15 protein-coding genes are annotated in these 17,883 nt (G+C 62.7%); 4 read left to right on the top strand and 11 right to left on the bottom strand.

Translation table 11 applies throughout. From position 1 onward, the window contains the following. Positions 1–5: 5 nt before the first annotated feature. On the bottom strand, positions 6–1,442 hold the full coding sequence (locus tag VAPA_RS06220) for a cytochrome b (protein ID WP_021005918.1): 1,437 nt from the start codon (positions 1,440–1,442) through the stop codon (positions 6–8). A 14-nt stretch (positions 1,443–1,456) separates the two neighbouring features. Then, complete coding sequence (gene petA, locus VAPA_RS06215) at positions 1,457–2,074, bottom strand: ubiquinol-cytochrome c reductase iron-sulfur subunit (protein ID WP_021005917.1); 618 nt, start codon at positions 2,072–2,074, stop codon at positions 1,457–1,459. A gap of 283 nt (positions 2,075–2,357) precedes the next feature. Between petA and VAPA_RS06210 the strand changes: the two genes are divergently transcribed. From VAPA_RS06210 to VAPA_RS06200, 3 genes are all read left to right on the top strand, one after another. Then, on the top strand, positions 2,358–2,651 hold the full coding sequence (locus VAPA_RS06210) for a hypothetical protein (protein WP_021005916.1): 294 nt from the start codon (positions 2,358–2,360) through the stop codon (positions 2,649–2,651). A gap of 134 nt (positions 2,652–2,785) precedes the next feature. Beyond that, positions 2,786–3,406 (top strand): YjbF family lipoprotein, encoded by a 621-nt coding sequence (locus VAPA_RS06205; protein WP_021005915.1) that lies wholly within the window; start codon positions 2,786–2,788, stop codon positions 3,404–3,406. Continuing rightward, on the top strand, positions 3,403–6,498 hold the full coding sequence (locus VAPA_RS06200) for a YjbH domain-containing protein (RefSeq protein WP_021005914.1): 3,096 nt from the start codon (positions 3,403–3,405) through the stop codon (positions 6,496–6,498). The genes VAPA_RS06205 and VAPA_RS06200 overlap by 4 nt, the downstream gene beginning before the upstream one ends. Before the next feature lie 64 nt (positions 6,499–6,562). Here VAPA_RS06200 and VAPA_RS06195 read toward each other — a convergent pair whose 3' ends face one another. From VAPA_RS06195 to VAPA_RS06155, 9 genes are all read right to left on the bottom strand, one after another. Further along, positions 6,563–7,678, bottom strand: coding sequence for a polysaccharide biosynthesis protein (locus VAPA_RS06195; RefSeq protein WP_230558975.1), 1,116 nt, complete (start codon positions 7,676–7,678; stop codon positions 6,563–6,565). 130 nt (positions 7,679–7,808) lie between these two features. Further along, positions 7,809–9,050, bottom strand: coding sequence for a glycoside hydrolase 5 family protein (locus VAPA_RS06190; RefSeq protein ID WP_230558974.1), 1,242 nt, complete (start codon positions 9,048–9,050; stop codon positions 7,809–7,811). A 35-nt stretch (positions 9,051–9,085) separates the two neighbouring features. Next, on the bottom strand, positions 9,086–10,153 hold the full coding sequence (locus tag VAPA_RS06185) for a glycosyltransferase family 4 protein (RefSeq protein ID WP_021005911.1): 1,068 nt from the start codon (positions 10,151–10,153) through the stop codon (positions 9,086–9,088). Between the two features lie 8 nt (positions 10,154–10,161). Then, the gene (locus VAPA_RS06180; RefSeq protein ID WP_021005910.1) at positions 10,162–11,307 is read right to left on the bottom strand and encodes a polysaccharide pyruvyl transferase family protein; all 1,146 of its coding nucleotides are present in this window, start codon (positions 11,305–11,307) and stop codon (positions 10,162–10,164) included. A 39-nt stretch (positions 11,308–11,346) separates the two neighbouring features. Further along, positions 11,347–12,060, bottom strand: a complete 714-nt coding sequence (locus VAPA_RS06175; RefSeq protein WP_021005909.1) for a sugar transferase — start codon at positions 12,058–12,060, stop codon at positions 11,347–11,349. Positions 12,061–12,402: 342 nt separating this feature from the next. Next, complete coding sequence (locus VAPA_RS06170; protein ID WP_021005908.1) at positions 12,403–14,655, bottom strand: polysaccharide biosynthesis tyrosine autokinase; 2,253 nt, start codon at positions 14,653–14,655, stop codon at positions 12,403–12,405. Beyond that, positions 14,652–15,107 carry a low molecular weight protein-tyrosine-phosphatase gene (locus VAPA_RS06165; protein WP_021005907.1) on the bottom strand — a complete coding sequence of 152 codons (456 nt, stop codon included), beginning with the start codon at positions 15,105–15,107 and terminating at the stop codon, positions 14,652–14,654. The genes VAPA_RS06170 and VAPA_RS06165 overlap by 4 nt, the downstream gene beginning before the upstream one ends. Next, positions 15,104–16,267: a polysaccharide biosynthesis/export family protein gene (locus VAPA_RS06160; protein ID WP_021005906.1), complete on the bottom strand. Its 1,164-nt coding sequence runs from the start codon at positions 16,265–16,267 to the stop codon at positions 15,104–15,106. The genes VAPA_RS06165 and VAPA_RS06160 overlap by 4 nt, the downstream gene beginning before the upstream one ends. A gap of 371 nt (positions 16,268–16,638) precedes the next feature. Next, positions 16,639–17,331 (bottom strand): phosphatase PAP2 family protein, encoded by a 693-nt coding sequence (locus VAPA_RS06155; protein ID WP_021005905.1) that lies wholly within the window; start codon positions 17,329–17,331, stop codon positions 16,639–16,641. Positions 17,332–17,441: 110 nt separating this feature from the next. Between VAPA_RS06155 and mscL the strand changes: the two genes are divergently transcribed. Next, positions 17,442–17,873: a large conductance mechanosensitive channel protein MscL gene (gene mscL / locus VAPA_RS06150; protein ID WP_021005904.1), complete on the top strand. Its 432-nt coding sequence runs from the start codon at positions 17,442–17,444 to the stop codon at positions 17,871–17,873. Positions 17,874–17,883: the final 10 nt, after the last annotated feature.

Raw genomic sequence — 17,883 nt, 5'->3', positions numbered from 1 at the left:
GCTTCTCAATGGGCGGCGAAGGTCACGCGCTCAGGCACGGGCTTGAACTCGCCCTTGCTGCTCCACCAGGGCATGAGCAGGAAGAAACCGAAGTAGAAAAGCGTGCCGATCTGGGAAATGGTCTGCGCGATGTCCAGCGCGAACGACCCGATGACCAGGCTGCCCCAGACGCCAGGCGCCTGGATGCCCAGGTAGCCCAGGATCAGGAAGAAGAACACGAAGACGCCGTAGACATACTTGTGCCAGCCCGGACGATAGCGGATCGACTTGACTTCGCTCTTGTCGAGCCATGGCAGGAAGAACAGGATGATGACCGAGCCGCCCATCACGAGCACGCCCCAGAACTTGGCGTCGAAGGCCTTGAGCAGGAAGATGGCCACGGCCGCCACGACGACGAGTGCGATCTTCAGGGCCGTGCTCGACTTGCCCTTGATGAAGTTCAGGACGGCGGCCGCGGCGATGATCAGCGCGAACACGTTGACCATGTCGTCGGTGGTTGCACGCAGCATCGAATAGAACGGCGTGAAGTACCAGACCGGCGCAATGTGGTTCGGCGTCTTGAGTGAATCGGCCGGGATGAAGTTGTTGTACTCGAGGAAGTACCCGCCCGCTTCCGGCGCGAAGAAGATCACGGCCGAGAAGATCGTGAGGAACACCACCACGCCGAAGATGTCGTGCACCGTGTAGTACGGATGCGACGGAATGCCGTCCAGCGGATGGCCGTCGGGGCCGCGCTTGGCCTTGATCTCGATGCCGTCGGGGTTGTTGGAACCCACTTCGTGCAGCGCGATCAGGTGGGCCACCACCAGGCCGAGCAGCACCAGCGGCACGGCGATCACGTGGAAGCTGAAGAAGCGGTTCAGCGTGGCGTCGCTCACCACGTAGTCGCCGCGGATCAGCAGCGCCAGGTCAGGGCCGATGAACGGGATGGCCGCGAACAGGTTCACGATCACCTGGGCGCCCCAGTAGCTCATCTGGCCCCATGGCAGCAGGTAGCCCATGAAGGCCTCGGCCATCAGGCACAGGAAGATCGCGCAGCCGAAGACCCAGATCAGCTCGCGCGGCTTGCGGTAGCTGCCATACATGAGGCCGCGGAACATGTGCAGGTACACCACGATGAAGAACGCCGAGGCGCCCGTCGAGTGGATGTAGCGGATGAGCCAGCCCCAGGGCACGTCGCGCATGATGTACTCGACCGAAGCGAACGCCTGGTTCGCGTCGGGCTTGTAGTGCATCACGAGGAAGATGCCGGTCACGATCTGGATCACGAGGACCAGCATCGCGAGCGAGCCGAAGATGTACCAGAAGTTGAAGTTCTTCGGCGCGTAGTACTTGCCCCACTGGTCGTTCCAGAGCTTGCTCAGCGGGAAGCGGTTGTCGACCCAGTTGAGCAGCTTCTCGCCCGCGGGCGCGTTGGGGGAAATTTCGTGGAATTCAGCCATGTTGTTCTTCTGCCTCAGGCCTTCTTGGAGTCTTCACCGATCAGGAGCTTGGTGTCCGACAGGTACATGTGCGGGGGCACAGGCAGGTTGTCGGGCGCGGGCTTGTTCTTGAAGACACGGCCTGCCAGATCGAACGTGGAGCCATGGCAAGGGCACAGGAAGCCGCCTTCCCAGTCGCTCGGCAGCGAAGGCTGCGGGCCGGCCTGCAGGCGGTCGACCGGCGAGCAGCCGAGGTGGGTGCAGATGCCCACCACCACCAGCACTTCGGGCTTGATCGAACGGTGTTCGTTCTGCGCGTACTTGGGGGTGAATTCGTCGGGGTGCCGCTTGGAGAGCGGATCGGCCAGCTGGCCGTCGAGCTTGGGAAGCTCGGCAATCTGCTCGGGCGAGCGCTTGAGGATCCAGACGGGCTTGCCGCGCCACTCGACAGTGATCTTCTCGCCGACCTTGAGGCCTGCGATGTCCACTTCGACGGCAGCGCCCGCGGCCTTGGCCTTCTCGGAGGGCTGGAACGTACTCACAAAGGGAATCGCGGTGGCCACGCCTCCCGCTACGCCGGCACAGCTGGATGCGATTAACCACGTCCGCTTGCTTGTGTCGATCCGGGGGGAGCCGGAGGTCATGTCACTCATGGGGATCCTCTAAGTCTTCTTCGCTGGAGCAGGGTCAACCGGCGATTGTAGCGGGCTGTTGCGCGCATATTCAACGGGGCCGGCCGGGAGCCGCGCGAATGCGCATTCCGGACCATGCGAAAGAGGCAATTAATAACAATGAATTAGTCCTGATTTACAAGACATTTCGACACAAGGATTTGCACGCGTAAAAGATGTCTCAAGGGCTAAATTAGTTGCGGCACACTTCGCTAACTGCTAATCTTGTCCCAACTGTTAACTGCTAATTGAGAGGATATTTGCCATGCGAATCGCCCCCCTGATTTCCGCCACTTTCATTGCTGCGCTGAGCATTTCCTCGGCCCTGGCACAAACGCCCCCGCCGGTCCAGACGCCTGGTCCCCAGCCGGCCAGCGCGACCGGCGCAACCAATTCCGCATTCGGCCGCATCACCGCACAGCAAGCTGGTGGCGTCGCGGCCGCCGTTGGACTGGCGGCTGCCGTTGGCAGCGGCAATGGCGGCAACAGCGGTGGCGGCAGTGGCACGGGCGGCACCGGCGGCACGGGCACGGGTACAGGCACGACCGGCACGAATTAAACGTGCGGGCCCTCTTCGCGGGAGGGCATTCGCCGAAGGCTCCGCGCGTTGGTCTGGCCACGCGACTTATTGAATGCTGCCTTTTGTCGGCATTTCTTTTGGGCGTTGGCGGCTGTTCTTCCGGATCCTCGGCCATGCTGGCCACGGCGCGGCATATCTATAGCGGCGGCGCCGCGACGCCCCAGCCCACTTTCAACCCGAATTACCGCTATTTGCGGGTCGCCGTCGGCGAGCAGACGGTCTTCCTGGTGCTCGGCTACATCGACCAGCGTCCCGAAGGCGCCGTCGAGGTCTGGTACAGCGGCAACGGCGAGGTCGTGAGGCTGCTCGACGGACGCCTTGTGGGAACCACCGGCCTCAGCACCGACTGGCGCGAGGTGCGCTTTTCCAGCCTGCCCGCGTGGACCGGCGATGCGAACGGCGCGGCGCCAAAGACCTACCAGCGCGAGCGCGACATGATGCCGGGCTACCGGTTCGGCATTCGCGACGAGATCGTGCGGACGCCCATTGCTGCACCGCAGCAGACCGCCCTGGCCGGCACGGCTGCCGCGTCGCTGCGCTGGTACGAGGAGCGCAGCGTTTCGCATCCGGCGAGCGCCTCGCTGCCTCCGGCACGCTTTGGCGTTTCGCAAGCGGGCGGCACGCCTCGGGTCGTCTATTCCGAGCAATGTATTTCCAATGATCTGTGTATGAGCTTCGAGCAGTGGACGCCTTCCCCCCCAGCACCCGTCGCAGCGGCGAGCGCTGGTACATGAGCAGTTCGCTCCTGCGTGGCTTCGGCAGACATCCCTGGCCTCTTCGCGCGGCGGTGGCCTGCGCACTGGCGGCGAGTTGCGCCGCCGGCGCGCAGCCTCCGTGCAACAGCCCCGTCGACAACAAATCACCCGCCGACGACGCCGACATCCGTCCCGGCGAGCGGCTGAGCGCCTGGCTGCTGCGCCAGCCGGCCGAAACGGCCTCCCCCGGATTGGCATGGCGCATCCCGCAAGAGCGCCTGGCGCAGCAGTTCCTGAAGAACAGCCTGCTGCTGCGGCTCGATGCCGCCAGCCGGCGCGTGCCGCCGGACGAGCAAGGCCGGCGCAAGCAGTTGATGGCTTGGCTGCAGGGCCTGCCGGTGACCGGCCGCGTCGCGCTCGGCATCGTCGATCCGCGCTGGCTGCAGGCGCATCCCGAAGAAGACCCGGTGCTGACGGCCGGCCAGCAGCTGGTGGCGCCCCCGCCAGCGCTGAAGACCCTCTCGGTCCTGCAGCCCGATGGGCAGCTTTGCCAGGTCGCCCATGAACCCGGCCGCACGGCGTGGGACTATGTCGCCGCCTGCAGCCCCGAGGGCAAGCGCGACTGGGCCTGGGTCGCCCAGCCCGACGGGCGCACCGCCCGCGTGGGCGTGGCGCCCTGGAATGCGCATCCCTCGAACGAGCCCGCGCCGGGCGCATGGATCTGGGCCGCGCCGCGCGGCATGGGCGACCTGGAGGCGATCTCCGAGGGCATCATCAAGTTTCTGGCCACGCAAGGACCTTCGCCGCAAGGCGGCGCGATCCTGCAGCCTTCGGCGGGTGCGGCCGTACCGGCCGCCGCCATCGCCGCACCCGCTGCACCGCCCGCCATGCCTGCCTTGCCCGACGTACCGCCGGCACCTGCCGCGCCGGCGCCATCGACGGCCATTTCCGTGCGTCCCGAAGCAGCACCGCAATACCGCGCGCTCCAGACGAGCGGCAACGACTGGGGCGAGACCGGCCTGCTGCAGACGCCGACGGCGCGCATGGGCCGGGCGGGCGACATGCGGACCTCGCTCACGCACGTCTCGCCCTACACGCGGCTGAACGTCATGTTCCAGCCGCTGGACTGGCTGGAAGCGGGATTCCGCTACACCTCCATCAGCAACCGAATCTACGGCATCGGCCTCAGCAACCAGGGCTACAAGGACAAGAGCATCGACCTGAAGGCGCGACTGTGGAAGGAGTCGGCCTACCTGCCCGAGGTGGCGCTGGGCTTTCGCGACATCGGCGGCACCGGCCTCTTTTCGTCCGAGTACCTGGTGGCCAGCAAGCGCCATGGCGACCTGGATTTCAGCCTTGGCATCGGCTGGGGCTACCTGGGGAGCAGCGGCAACATCAGCAACCCCTTCGGCTTGCTGAGCAGCCGCTTCAAGACCCGCGTGAGCGAGACGACCTGGGGCGGCGCCAACTTCGGCCGGCTCTTTCGCGGACCTGCCGCCCTCTTTGGCGGCGTGCAATGGCGCACGCCCTGGGACCCGCTGACGCTCAAGCTCGAATACGACGGCAACGACTACAAGAACGAGCCGCTCAACAACCCCCAGCGGCAGCGCTCCCCGTTCAACATCGGCCTGGAGTACCGCTACTCCCCCGGCGTGATTTTCTCGGCCGGCTTCGAACGCGGCAACAAGGTGATGGTGGGCATCACGCTGCAGACCAACTTGGCCACCATGCAGATGCCCAAGACGGCAGACCCGCCGGCGCCGAGCTTTTCGCCGGACCCGCCGGCCACCTCGCCGGGCTGGGCGGCCACCGCGGCCGACATCGAAAGCCGCACGGACTGGACCATCCAGCGCATCGCACCCCAAGGCCAGATGCTGCATGTGTGGATCACCGAAAGCGCCACCGTCTACCGGGATGTGCGGGTCGAGAAGACCATTGCCGTGCTGCATCGCGATGCGCCGGCCTCGATCAAGAACTTCGTGCTCCACTACTCGGAGCGGGGCCTGCCGATGCACGCGCAAGTGGTCAACCGCAATGAATGGGTGACGGCGCACTACCAGGCGCAGACGCCCGGCGAGGTTCGCGCGGCCAGCCAGCGCGACTATGCGCCCCCGCCCGTGGGCTCGGGCGATCCGGCCACCTTCGTTCCGCCGGGCAGCAGCGCCAACACTGCGGCCGCATCCGCAGATGCCTCTTCCGCCACGGCCGACAGCAAGGCCCTTGGCCCGTGGGAGCGCCGCAGCGACAAGTTCAGCATCGGCCTCACGCCCAGCCTCGGCCAGATCCTCGGCGGGCCCAACGCATTCCTGCTGTACCAGATCGGCGTGCAGGCGGTGGCGGAATACCGCTTCACGCCCAGCACCTGGGTCAACGGCGCGCTGAACCTGCGCATGGTCGACAACTTCGACAAGTTCACCTACACGGCGGGCAGCAACCTGCCTCGCGTGCGAACCCTCCAGCGCGAGTACGTCACCTCCAGGCGCCTGACCATGCCGGTGCTTCAGCTGACGCACGTCGGCAGGCTCTCCGACAACCAGTACTTCAGCGTGTACGGCGGTGCCCTGGAAACCATGTATGCGGGCGTCGGCGCGGAATGGCTCTACCGGCCATGGCGCAGCCGGATCGCCTTCGGCGTCGACTTCAACCACGTGCGCCAGCGCGACTTCGAACAGGACTTCGGCCTGCGCGACTACAAGGTGAACACCGGCCACGCCACGCTCTACTGGGACACCGGCTGGCACGGCGTGCTGGCGAAGATCAGCGCGGGCCAGTACCTGGCGGGCGACCGCGGCGTCACCATCGACATCAGCCGCCGCTTCGACAACGGCGTGGTGCTTGGCGCCTATGCCACCAAGACCAATGTTTCGGCCAGGCAGTTCGGCGAAGGCAGCTTCGACAAGGGCATCTACCTTTCCGTGCCCTTCGACGCGCTGCTGCCACGTTCAAACAAGTTCACCGCCAACTTCGCCTGGGCACCGCTGGTGCGCGACGGCGGTGCGCGGCTCGGCCGGATCCACCCGCTCTACGAGATGACGTCGGCCCGCGACCCGAGCGCCTACAAGTTCGCACCGCCGGACAGCGGCACGCCGGGCGCGGGCGACAACATCCTGAATTTCGAACGGCCGCGCTGACGCGGCGCGGCCGCCAGCGCCCTGCCGCGCTCACCCGTGCGGCAGGGCCTTCGAAGAAGAGGGATCAGCCGGCCTGATCCGAGCCGGCCGCGCGCATGATGAAGAACAGCCAGGCCATCATCACGGCTGCCATGCAGGCAAAGCCCAGCGTCATGGCGTTGATGGTCTGGATGTAGGAAATCGGCGTCCTGGCCGCCAGCATGGAAGCGGCGAACACCAGCGCACCGAAGATCGAGCACCACAAAAGAGCACCGGGCCGGCCGGCGGCCCTGAAACCCGTTCGCAGGCACATCGTCAGGCCGAAGATGGCGGGCGCGTAGAAGAACGGCGAAAAATCCATTCCGCCGTAGTTCTTGCCGAAGGCCAGGACCACCAGGTACGGCCCCAGCAGGCCCAGGAGAATTCCGCCGATCTCGGCCACCAGGAAACCGAAGACGACGAACTTGATGAAGAGCCGAAAAGCGTCCTTGCGCCGATCGGATTTCCAGCTGGCCGCCAGCCTGGGCAGGATGTAGTAGCCCAGCGCAAGCAGCACATACTGCATGGGCAGCAGGAAGGTGATGTAGATCTTCAGCAGCCCGCCCTGCACCGAGTCCGCGGAAGAGCCCAGCAGCAGGATGGCGCCTCCCGTCATGATCCAGCTCATGAGCTGCGAAAGACTGGCCTTCCAGCCGTAGCTGGCAGCCTCCCCGAGCGTCAGGGCCTGGGCATCGGCCGGTGCCGGCAGCGGCGCCATCACATTGCGCAGGCTCATCGCCACCAGGACGGCAAAGGGCAGCTGGATGACGGCAATCCACAGCAGCGCCTGCGTCCATGAGACAGGCTTCAGGCCAATCAGGACCGCCACGTATCCGATGCTGATCAGCACGCCGGAAGCGCAGAGCACCAGGTAGCGGCGCCCCACGAGCAGGATGCTGCGAGCGATCCAGAATATTTCATAGCCCGCGATCAGGGCCACGCCGGCCCCGCTCAGCGGGCCGGGAAAACTCGTGAACTGCCAGGCCAGGAAGCCGGCAATGGAAACCGCAAGCACGAGCGCCCAGCTCCACCAGGCAGCGGAGCGGTCCGCGTAATACCGCTTGATCAGCAGCGGCTCGTGCACCACCGCGGTATGCAGGATGTACTGGAAGCTGACGATCGCCAGGAACGCCGAGGCAATGCCGAAATCGGAGGGCGACAACGCCCGTGCCAGCGCGAAGCTCAGCAGCAGCTGGCTCGCGCTATAGATGCATTGGTCTGCAACTGCATAGATCGGACCTCCGAGGCGTTTTCGAATTCCGGACAGGGACGCCATCCTGGGCCTGTTCACCCTAATCCGAAATGGAAAGCAGGACCGGGTAGTCGGTGGCCTTGGCCGCAAAGCCTCCGTCGACAGGGCTGCCGCAGCTTCCGCGGCGCACTTGCGGGAAGAAGTCAACCCGCGTGCATTTCTTTCCCTTCTCCGCGGGAACCAGCACGTTCTGCTCGGAGCTTTGCGTCCACACCACATGCAGCAGGGAATTTCCGCGGCTCAGCACCAGCTTGTTCAGGCCGGCATTGCTCTGGTACGAAACCTTCCTGGAATTCCTGGCGATCTTGAGGAATTCGGTGAGGCTCGAAAAGGCTTCCTTTTTCTCGCCGCCCTTCGACTTGAGCCCGAAGTTGTCTTCCCTCGAAATGACGGAGGTTCCCCGGTCTTGCCAGGCATAGAGATTCAGCAGCTTGATGCCCGCGGCCACATTGGTCAGGTATTCCCGCAGGATCAGCGAAGCCTGGGTATTGCGGTCCCGAACGGGCAGGTAGGAGGCATAGCCCCACTCGGAGGCGACGATTCCGACCTTTCCGAGCTGCTGTTGGTCCAGCTTCGCGCGCAGCTTTCCATAGTCTGCGATGGCGGTTTCGGGAATGGAGCGATAAGGATGGATCGATATGTCCGTCAGGCAGTTGGCCTTGGCTGCCGACACGAAGGCATTCTCGAGCTGCGACGGAACCTGGCCCGGGCTGAAGGGAAGCTTCGCAAAGCCGAATCCCATGACGATCTTCGGCGGCGTCTTCATTTGCGCGATGCTGCTGCAGAACTCGGCGGTCGCGGTTTCAAAGCTCGAAAAAAGCGCCGGGTTCAGGAACGTCTTGTGGTCGGGCTCGTTCCACAGCTCCCAGACTGCGACCTCGGACGCGTGCGCGCTCATGAACTCGAGCGCGAACTTGGCGAACAGTTTCTCGCGCTGCCCTCCGCCCGCTTCCGCCGGGTCCTGGCCCCAGATCTCCCGGCCTCCGAACAGGGTCACGATCGCTTCGAGCCTGGCGTTTTTCACGCGCTTGATCAGGCTCGAATAGTCGACCGACGCGGGATTGACGCTCTTCAGCGGCGGCCGCGCGCCGAATCTCACGAATTCGAAACCCGATGCCCTGATCTCGTTCAGATCCTCGTTCGAGATGGTGGCCGGGTCGATCTGCACGCTCAGGGCGACCGGATATTCCGTGCCCAATTCGCCGATGCCGCGGGCCTGCGCCGAGCAGGCGACGGCCGCAAGCGCCGCCGAAGCGCACAGCAGCCGGAAAGCGTTCAGCAAACGCCCCGGGATGAAAGAAAAAGATGAAAACTTCATCACTGTACCGACTCCTTGTACAAGTCCAGGATGGCGGCGTTCATTCGGTCGGCGGTGTATTTCTCTTCGAAAATCTCCCGTCCGGCACGCCCCATCCGCTGCAGTTCCTCATCGGAGATCCGATCGATCTCGCGCAGCACGTCGTCCAGCCGATCGAGCGAAAACAACCGTCCGTTCCTGTTGTCTTCAACGATATCGACGAGGCCGCCCACGGCGGATGCAAAAACCGGTTTGCTCCTGGCCATGGCCTCGACCGCGACAAGGCCGAAGCCTTCCCACCGGGAGGGAACGATGACCGCATCGCACGACCTGTAGGCTTCTTCGAGTTCGTCCTTCTCGAGCCATCCCGCGAATTCGATCTCGCTGGAGCGCGCAAGGGAAAGATCGTTTCTGACGGCGCCCCCCACGATCACGAGCTTGAAGCCAGGCTGGACGCGGGCATAGGCGTCGAGCAAGGCGTCGATGCCCTTTTGCCGATCGAGCCGCCCCACGAACAGGATCCTTCGCGGCCGTGCCGCGGCCTTGGGCGCGATGGTGTCTTCCGGGATCGGGACGGTGAGCTGAATTCCGTTCGGAATGCATTTGCACCGCTTGATGCCGAATTTTTCGGCAATCCGGAACTCGTGGCCGCTGATGCAGATGATCGCGTCGCTCCAATGGGACAGCAGCCATTCGATCCATCGATAGATCGACTTCTTGTATGAAGGACCGACCTGATCGAAGGCCCAGCCATGGGAGCAATAGACGATCTTTGTTTCGGCCGGCACCTGGCCGAGCAGCGCCATGGCGCGAACGATCCCGCCCGGAATCGAGCTGTGCAGGTGAAGAACCGTGGGGCGCTCCGAGCGGATGATTTTCTTGATCTCGGCGGCGTAGCTCGCGAGGGCAAGAGGACTCCGGGCCGTGGGGACCACATGCGTGTCCTGGGAATTCAGCCACTCCACCGGGCCGGGCAATATGAACTTTGCCTGGCTGATCACGGGGGAGTTCTGCTGAAAGCCCGAAACCAGCCGAAGATAGGTTTCGAGCCCGCCCTTGAGCGTTTCGGCAACGTGCAATATCTTCATAGGTGCAATCAGATCAATGCATGAATCCCGGCCACGACCTGGTTTCTCAATGCGTCGAGCGCTTTCCGGTCCGGCCTGTCGTCCAGCAGGTCCAGCACCGAGGTACCCAGCTTTTCAACCCGGGGCGACAAGTCGAAGAGGTAGCGTTTTCTGCCAGTCAGTTCGAAGAATGACTCCACCTTCTTGTCCCAATTCATTCCTATGGACGGAATGTTCAAACCGTAGGCCACGATATTCGCGTGGAGCCGGTGGGCCACGATGCACGAGCAGGCGCTGATCAAGGCAACGAGCTCGTCCGGATGCCGGGGAACGAGAAAAATCGATTTCGGCGCGTCGGAGGCCGAGGAAATTTCTTCCAGGACCTTGTTGTCTTCGGAGGCACCGTTGGTGAAATAGAGCACGCGCTTTCCCTCGGCTCGCAATGCTTCGGCCAAGGTGGCAAAGAATTTCGCGGACTGCGTCGAATTGGAGCCTTCGTACTCCGAATTCATGACCAGCGCGTCGAGGCTGCTGACGCAAATTCCTATGTCCCAGCTTTTTTCCGGTGAAAGCTCGTCCGAGAAAGCATCGGCGCAAATGAGCGCCGGATCGGGTACGACCTGTATATCGCTTCTGGGGATTCGGAAGTACGTGTGCAGGTTGCTGGCCGATTCCTTGTCGCGCGTGGCGTAGAAGGCCGGCCTGGCATTTTCCAGAAATCGCTTGACGAGAAAGCGCCCCAGAAATGACCATTTCGCCGTCACGCCGACCGACAGGATCACCACCTTCTTTCCGCGCAGCAGCCTGCCCAGGAGGAACAGCTTCGCCGGAAAATTGAGCGCCACGTCGCAAAACAGCTGGCCGCCGCCAATGACGATCAGGTCCGCGTCGTCGACTGCGGCCTTCCAGTTCTTTCGCCAGCCGAGAAAATAGCCTTTGAGGCAATACAGGAACACGATCACCGACCTGATGAGCGAAGGCAGCTTCGCAAAGAGCCGGAATGCGCCGCCGCCGCGCAGGTTTTCTTCCTCGAATCCGAGCCGGCCGGCAATGTCCAGAAATTCGACTCTGGCCTGCGGATACTTCAGGCCGGCAATATGAGCCAGGGATGCCGCGATGACCCCGTCACCCAGGTTGTCGCTGAAGGGCACGGCGCAGATAAGGATCTTTTTCATCTGTGAGTCACACATCGATTGCCTTCGAAGCCGGGTCGTTCATCGCGAACCGTGGCCCACGGCGACCACCCAGATGGTCCTGATGAAGATGCCGATGTCCCGGCCGACCGAAAGCGTCTCGACGTAGGAGACATCCAGCGCCACGCGTTTCTTGTAGCTCAGCTGGTTGCGCCCGCTGACCTGCCACAGGCCGGTAATGCCGGGCCTGACGGCGCAATAGAACGACCAGTCCGCCCCGTACAGGATCTTCTGGTCGAGCATGCACGGCCGGGGGCCGACCAGGCTCATGTCGCCCACGAGCACATTCCAGAACTGCGGCAGCTCGTCCAGGCTGGTCTTGCGGATGAACTTGCCGAAGCGTGTGATGCGCGGGTCGTCTTCGAGCTTTTGATAGTCGTCCCACTGCTGGCGCGCCACGGGATCGTTCCTGAGGTGCTCCTCGAGAATCTGGGCGGAGTTCGGCAGCATCGAGCGGAACTTGTAGAACTTGAACACACGCCCTCCCCGCCCGAATCGCGGCTGGGAGTACAGGACGGGTGCGCCGGAAGTGATGAGGACACCGGCGGCTATCAGCACATAGAGCCAGCCGAAAGCGCAGAAAAAGAACAGCGCAGCGGCGATGTCCACCGCCCTTTTTCCAGCACGCAGCATGGCCGGGTGACGGACCCTGATCCATGCCAGGTCGTCCGCAATGACGCCGATCGCTTCCTCGCCTCGGGGTGCCATCGACTCCTCGTGACGGAGATTGGTCATAGGTATGCTCCGTTCTCACATTTGGAGCGCGAGCAGATTTGCAGCTGAAGAACTCTCATTGCAGGAGAACCTTTCGTCTTACAAGCAAACGCTTGCCCCTTTCGGGTTCAGTGATACATGACGGCTTGGCTGTCAGGCCAATACGGCCTTGCACGGAAGCCGTGAAGGTTGCAGCGCAGAAAAATCAATGCGCAGGCCGAGCGATCCCAATACGTAATACAAAAGAGCGACACATTTGTCCCTAGTCCTTTGTTATTAGCATTTGATTGACAGCACCTATTTAGTGCATCGTGTGATAATTATCACAATCTCGCTGAATTTTCTCAGAAACTATCCACCAGACTAGGTGGTATCCCTGTTGTTTTTGTATTTATAGTGTGTGTAACGGTAACCACCATATTTGTAGCTGCTGCTGCCCGCATGGCGCCTGGATAAGTCCATAGCATTCAAAATCACGCCATTGGCCGAGCAGCCCGCGTGCGCCAGCCTTCTGACGCTTTCGTTCAATTCGCCCAGATGCGTCTTTTCCGCTCGGGCCACGAGGAGAAGAGAGCCCGCGAGCGGCGCAACCGACGCGGTGTCCGCCGCCACCAGCACTGGCGCCGTATCGATAATCACAAGGTCGTAATCCGGCGAGAGCTTTTCCAGGATCTGGGAAAAAGAATCGCTCATGAGCAATTCCGCCGGATTGGGCGGCAGCACCCCGGTCGTAATGACGTCCAGGTTCGGCAGGATCGACGAGCGAATGGCTTTTTCGAAGCTCAGCGTGCCGGCAATCAATTCCGAAAGACCTGACGACCGGGAAAGGGAGAAGAATTGATTGACCCGGCCCTTGCGCAAGTCGGCATCGATCAGCAGCACCTTCTTTCCTGACGCAGCGGTAATGGCCGCGAAATTGACCGAGACAAAGGTTTTGCCGACTCCCGGCGTCGCGCCGGAAATAAGCAGGCGGTTGTTGGGCGCTTCCAGCATGGCGAACTGCAACGCGGTCCGCAGGCTGCGCAGGCTTTCCACCGCGGGATCCTCCGATTGCTGGAGGGCAAGAACGTGCATCCCCGGCGCCTTGTTCTCGATGTTCTTGTCGATCAACCGCTGGGCGGCGCTCAGCGGGATGCTGCTGTACACGTTGAGGCCCGTGTGCATCTCGATTTCACTCGGATTGCGAATGCCGCCGAACAGCGAGTTCTTGACAATGGCGAGCACGACGCCGGCTGCCAGCCCCAGCAGCAGGGCCAGGGCGATGATCAGCGGCCGCTTGGGCCAGACGGGCTCCTCCGGGAGGATGGCGTCGTCCAGCAGGCGCACGTTGCCGACCTTGCCTTCCTTGGCCAGCCGCATTTGCAGCGAGCTGTTCAGCAGCGACACGTAGAGGTCGGTGTTGACCTTGATGTCGCGCTGCATCTGGACGGTGTTCTGCTGCAGCAGCGGCATTTTCCGGATGCGCGAGTCGACCGCCGAGATCTGGCTTCTCCACGCTGAAATCTGCGCGTCCAGCGTCTGGAGGTTCGGATGCTTGTCGGTAAAGCGCGCGGAAAGTTCTCGCCGTTTCTGTTCCGCTTCGAGCAATTTGGATTGCAGGTCGACCGTCTGGGCCAGCGCGTTCTTGGCCTCGTCGTCGAGGCTGACGGTGCCGTTCTCGTTTCGATAGCGGTTGTAGAGGTCTTCGGATTGCTCGAGCTGCTTCTTGAATTGAGGCAGCGCGGTGTCCAGGAAGCCCAGGGTCTTTTCGGCCTCGGCAGCCTTGCGTTCGATGTTCTGGCGGACATAGAGCCGCCCGATTTCATTGAGCAACTGCGTCAGCTTTTCCGGGTTCGGGCTTTTCAGGCTGACGTCGAGAACGCCGGACTGCTTGCCTTTCTCGACGACCTTGAGGTTGTCCTGCAGCGAGAGAAGTGCCAATTGCCTGGAATACCGGGCCAGCTGGAACTGCGCGCCGGGCTTGGCGCTGACAGAGCTGACCAGCAGCCGGAGGCTGCCGCCCGGAACGCTGGCCACGAGCGGGGTTCCGACGGTGCCCTTGAGCGGGGTTTCGACGTTGGGAACGAGCAACTCGTAGCGGTTGTCCGGCCCGAGAGTCAGCATGAATTGTTTCGCTTCGAGATCCGCGGGGACATCGAACTGCGGAACCATGATCGCCTCGGCGCCGGTCACGTAGCCGGAAAAACCCAGGAAGCCCGGATCCGACAGGTCGGTGGCGCGCCGCGCAAGCCAGCTGCCCACAATGGGTGCATAGCGGGGCTGCGCGCTGATGTACAGCTTGGTGTTCTCCACCGCCTGGCCGAGGATGGCGCGCGACTTGATGATTTCGATCTCACCCGCGGCAGGCGTTTTCACGCTCAGCAGCGACGACGCCGCATCGCCCAGGAAGCTGCCTGCCGAATTGCCGGAGTCCTCGACCTGCACGGCCACGTTGGTTTCGTACATCGGCTGCCCGAAAAGGGCATAGGCCATGCCAAGCAGCAAGGTCACGGCAACCACGATGGAGATGAACCACCGATGGTCGATCAGGATGTCCAGGTACTCGACGAGTTTGAACCCATCGCTCTCCTCTTCCAGCGCTGGCATCGGCAGGGCGGCTTGCTGGGGTGCGTTCATGTCGGTTGCTGCTCAGGTTTTGTAATTTTCAAAATGCGGTCGATCCATGTCCTGGCGCCGACGTCGATGAGCGCCAGGGCGTGCTCGAAGGCCGCCTCGTCCTGTTTGTAGGGATCAGGCACGTCCTGCTTGGCGGCCTCGGCAATGCGAAAGACCTTGCCGCGCACGAAGGGGTAGGCCGACTCGAGATGGCGGCGCTGCGCCATGTCCATGACCAGGATCAGGTCCGCCTGCCGGCACAGCAGCTGGTTCACCTGCTGGGCCACGTGGCCGGAAATGTCGATGCCGCGCCCCTGCATGAGCTTCTGCGCCGTTGCGTCCGCCGGCTTGCCCACGAGAGCGCCGGTTCCGGCGGACACCACGCGAAGGTGCGGCAGGCCCGCGGCCAGAATGCCTTCCGCCATCGGGCTGCGGCAGATGTTGCCGATGCAGACTGTCAGAACGGATTTCATCTGTGGCGGCTCCAGACTTCGTCGCCGGCGTTGATCACTTGCGCAGCCGGCAGGATCAGGCTGGCCAGGCGGTTCCAGGTGACCAGTGGCACCGAGTCGATGTAGACGACGTCGCGCGGCTGCAGGGGGAAGCGCTCGGCCAGGCCCAGTGCCGCCGGGTTCTTGGCATTCAGGTGGAAGATGGCCGGCAAGCCTCTCGCGTTGTTGCGGATGACGTAGATCTGACCTGTGTTGGCCGAAGTCAGATTGGGGCCGCCTGCCTCGCCCAGCGCTTCGTTGAGGCTGAGTCTTCCGTTGTGCATGAGCAGCGCCGACGGACGGGCGATTTCGCCCATCACGAACACCTTGCTCTCGTCGCGGTGCCGCACCTGGACCACGTCGCCGTTGCGCAGCGGAATCCTGCTGGCATCGGCACCCAGGTCCTGCAGGTTGGGCAGGTTGATGAGCGTGGTCTTGTCGCCGCGAGTGAGCGTCACGAACGAGCGGTCGCCATTGGCGGTGATGCCGCCGGCCCGGCTGAGGGCCTCGGCCAGCGTCATCGGCACGTCGGTGAAGATCTGCAGCCCCGGGGTCCGCACTTCGCCTTCCACGAAGGCACGGCGGCTTCTGAACGACTGGATGCGCACCGTCACCTGCGGATCCCTGATGTAGGTGGCGATACGTTTCGCGATGAGGTCGGAGGCCTCGATTTCGGTCAGCCCCTGGAGCTTGACGCGGCCGATGTAGGGGAATGTGATCTGCCCATCCGCACCGACGATGAAGCCTGGCGCGACGCTGATGCCCGTCGGGTCCGCCTGCTGCGTGATCACTGCACCGGCGTTGGGCAGCAACTCCGGATGGTCGTAGACGATCACGCCCACGACGTCGCCCGGCCCGATGGTGTAGACCGGGGATTCACCGAAAAGCGCCTTCACATCCGGTGAAACGGCGGTCGGCTGCGACTCGGCCAGGGTACGGATCAGGGCAGGCGAAATGGAGGTGATGACTCCATCCGGTGCGCCATCGGCCGGCAGGTACTGGAACTCCGGCGGCAAGCTCTGGTCCGCCTCGTAGGCGCCCACGGAATTGAAGCCCGGTGCGCAGCCCTGCAGCAATAACGCGCCCATTAGGGCAAAACCCCACCCCATCGGGTACACGAAGCGTGTCAAATTGATCCCCATTGCTCAAATTGGTTTTCAGCAGCCGCGATTCATATGCAAGGCCCGAGCCCAGTTGATATTGAGCAGGACCTTTTTTGCCGCGGTTTGTCAAAGCAAAGCCCGCGCATCGTCGACAGGCGGGCTGGAGCGAATTGTCGCTGCCCGCACATTGACCCTTTTCCGTTTAATAGATGAAAAAAATGTGTCTATATGCGGATAGACCTGAGACGTTATGGGGTTATCTCAGAGATCAATGGCTGAAGGCCTTTTTTCATTGGGGAATGGGACTTCGATTGCACACTCGCAACTGTGTCTTGCAGTTTGCAAATGTGAACTATCAATTGACTGCCCGCGCGGAGCAATTGTGGTGCCCTGACCACAAATCATCCTCGTCAGTCGCTCCTCGAAAAGCTTTGCTCTTTTGTAAGGAACTGTGTGCCGTTCGCAGGTTTGTGCACGGCCCTGCGGTTCTGCAGGAGATCGGCGCGGGTGAACGGACGCTCGATGCCTGCCATCCAGGCCGCGAGGCTCTCCAGCGCGTCCTGTGTGGGTGCAGGCCGCCCGACTATGAAAAAGAGGAGCGGCAGCGCCAGCGCCAAGGCGAGCCAGCGGGGCGTTCGCACCTGCATGGACTGATGCCAATGCAACCGCAAGAAGCTTGCGCTTACAACTGTTCCAAGCAGGGCGCCCGTGACGACCTCCGCCGTGGAGTGAACTTCGAGGGCCAGGCGTGACACGCCAATAAAAATGCCCCATCCCCAGCCCGATAGCGCAGCCACCGTGCGCACGATTGGTGCGCGGCGCCGGGCCGCCAGCCAGAAAACGACCGGCCAGACGCTGGTTGCCAGCGCGGTGTGCCCGCTGAAACCGATGAAATCGAATTGGGCACTGCCAATGCCCCACCCCATGAAGAGAAGCTTGGACAGCATCACGATGAAGCCACAACCGCCGAATAGCAGCGTCCAGCGCACCGCCGCCGGGCGCGTGCTGCGATCGACTGCAAGCCAAACTGCAATTCCCAATGCCGCAGGCAACAGGAAGCCGCTGTCACCGAACCCGGTGGCAATTAACCAAAAATTATTCATTGCTGTGAAATAAGTGTGCTTTTCTTATTGGTGCATCCCCGCCGATCGAGCACATTCCGGAGGCATACTGGCGGCACCTTCAACCAGCGCTCCCGGAGCATATTGAAATCATGAGCATCCTCAGTGAGTTCAAGGAATTTGCCGTCAAGGGCAACGTGATCGATCTCGCGGTCGGCGTGATCATTGGTGCGGCGTTCGGGAAGATCGTCGACTCCCTCGTTGCGGACATCATCATGCCGCTCGTCGGGCTGGTGTTCGGCAAGCTGGATTTCTCGAATCTGTACGTGGTGCTGGGCTCCGCGCCGGCGGGCGTCGCCAACAGCCTGGCCGAACTCAAGAAGGCGGGGGTGCCGGTGCTGGCCTATGGCAACTTCATCACCATCGCGGTCAACTTCTTCATCCTCGCCTTCATCATCTTCATGATGGTCAAGCAGATCAACAGGCTGCGCAAAACCCAGGCGGATGCTCCCTCGGCACCGGTGGCACCGCCGGAAGACATCGCTCTCCTGCGCGAAATCCGCGACAGCCTGAAGCGCCCTTAAGCCTCCTTCG

Source organism: Variovorax paradoxus B4, assembly GCF_000463015.1.
GTDB classification, from domain to species: domain Bacteria; phylum Pseudomonadota; class Gammaproteobacteria; order Burkholderiales; family Burkholderiaceae_C; genus Variovorax; species Variovorax paradoxus_E.
The sequence above is the reverse complement of the archived record's forward strand: the minus strand, read 5'-3'. Positions and strand labels throughout refer to the sequence as shown.

Excerpts from the sequence above, each read along its gene's own strand:
- VAPA_RS06220 (WP_021005918.1), bottom strand. The coding sequence starts at position 1,442 with ATGGCTGAATTCCACGAAATTTCCCCCAACGCGCCCGCGGGCGAGAAG.
- petA (WP_021005917.1), bottom strand. The coding sequence starts at position 2,074 with ATGAGTGACATGACCTCCGGCTCCCCCCGGATCGACACAAGCAAGCGG.
- VAPA_RS06210 (WP_021005916.1), top strand. The coding sequence starts at position 2,358 with ATGCGAATCGCCCCCCTGATTTCCGCCACTTTCATTGCTGCGCTGAGC.
- VAPA_RS06205 (WP_021005915.1), top strand. The coding sequence starts at position 2,786 with ATGCTGGCCACGGCGCGGCATATCTATAGCGGCGGCGCCGCGACGCCC.
- VAPA_RS06200 (WP_021005914.1), top strand. The coding sequence starts at position 3,403 with ATGAGCAGTTCGCTCCTGCGTGGCTTCGGCAGACATCCCTGGCCTCTT.
- VAPA_RS06185 (WP_021005911.1), bottom strand. The coding sequence starts at position 10,153 with ATGAAGATATTGCACGTTGCCGAAACGCTCAAGGGCGGGCTCGAAACC.
- VAPA_RS06180 (WP_021005910.1), bottom strand. The coding sequence starts at position 11,307 with ATGAAAAAGATCCTTATCTGCGCCGTGCCCTTCAGCGACAACCTGGGT.
- VAPA_RS06175 (WP_021005909.1), bottom strand. The coding sequence starts at position 12,060 with ATGACCAATCTCCGTCACGAGGAGTCGATGGCACCCCGAGGCGAGGAA.
- VAPA_RS06170 (WP_021005908.1), bottom strand. The coding sequence starts at position 14,655 with ATGAACGCACCCCAGCAAGCCGCCCTGCCGATGCCAGCGCTGGAAGAG.
- VAPA_RS06165 (WP_021005907.1), bottom strand. The coding sequence starts at position 15,107 with ATGAAATCCGTTCTGACAGTCTGCATCGGCAACATCTGCCGCAGCCCG.
- VAPA_RS06160 (WP_021005906.1), bottom strand. The coding sequence starts at position 16,267 with ATGGGGATCAATTTGACACGCTTCGTGTACCCGATGGGGTGGGGTTTT.
- VAPA_RS06155 (WP_021005905.1), bottom strand. The coding sequence starts at position 17,331 with ATGAATAATTTTTGGTTAATTGCCACCGGGTTCGGTGACAGCGGCTTC.
- mscL (WP_021005904.1), top strand. The coding sequence starts at position 17,442 with ATGAGCATCCTCAGTGAGTTCAAGGAATTTGCCGTCAAGGGCAACGTG.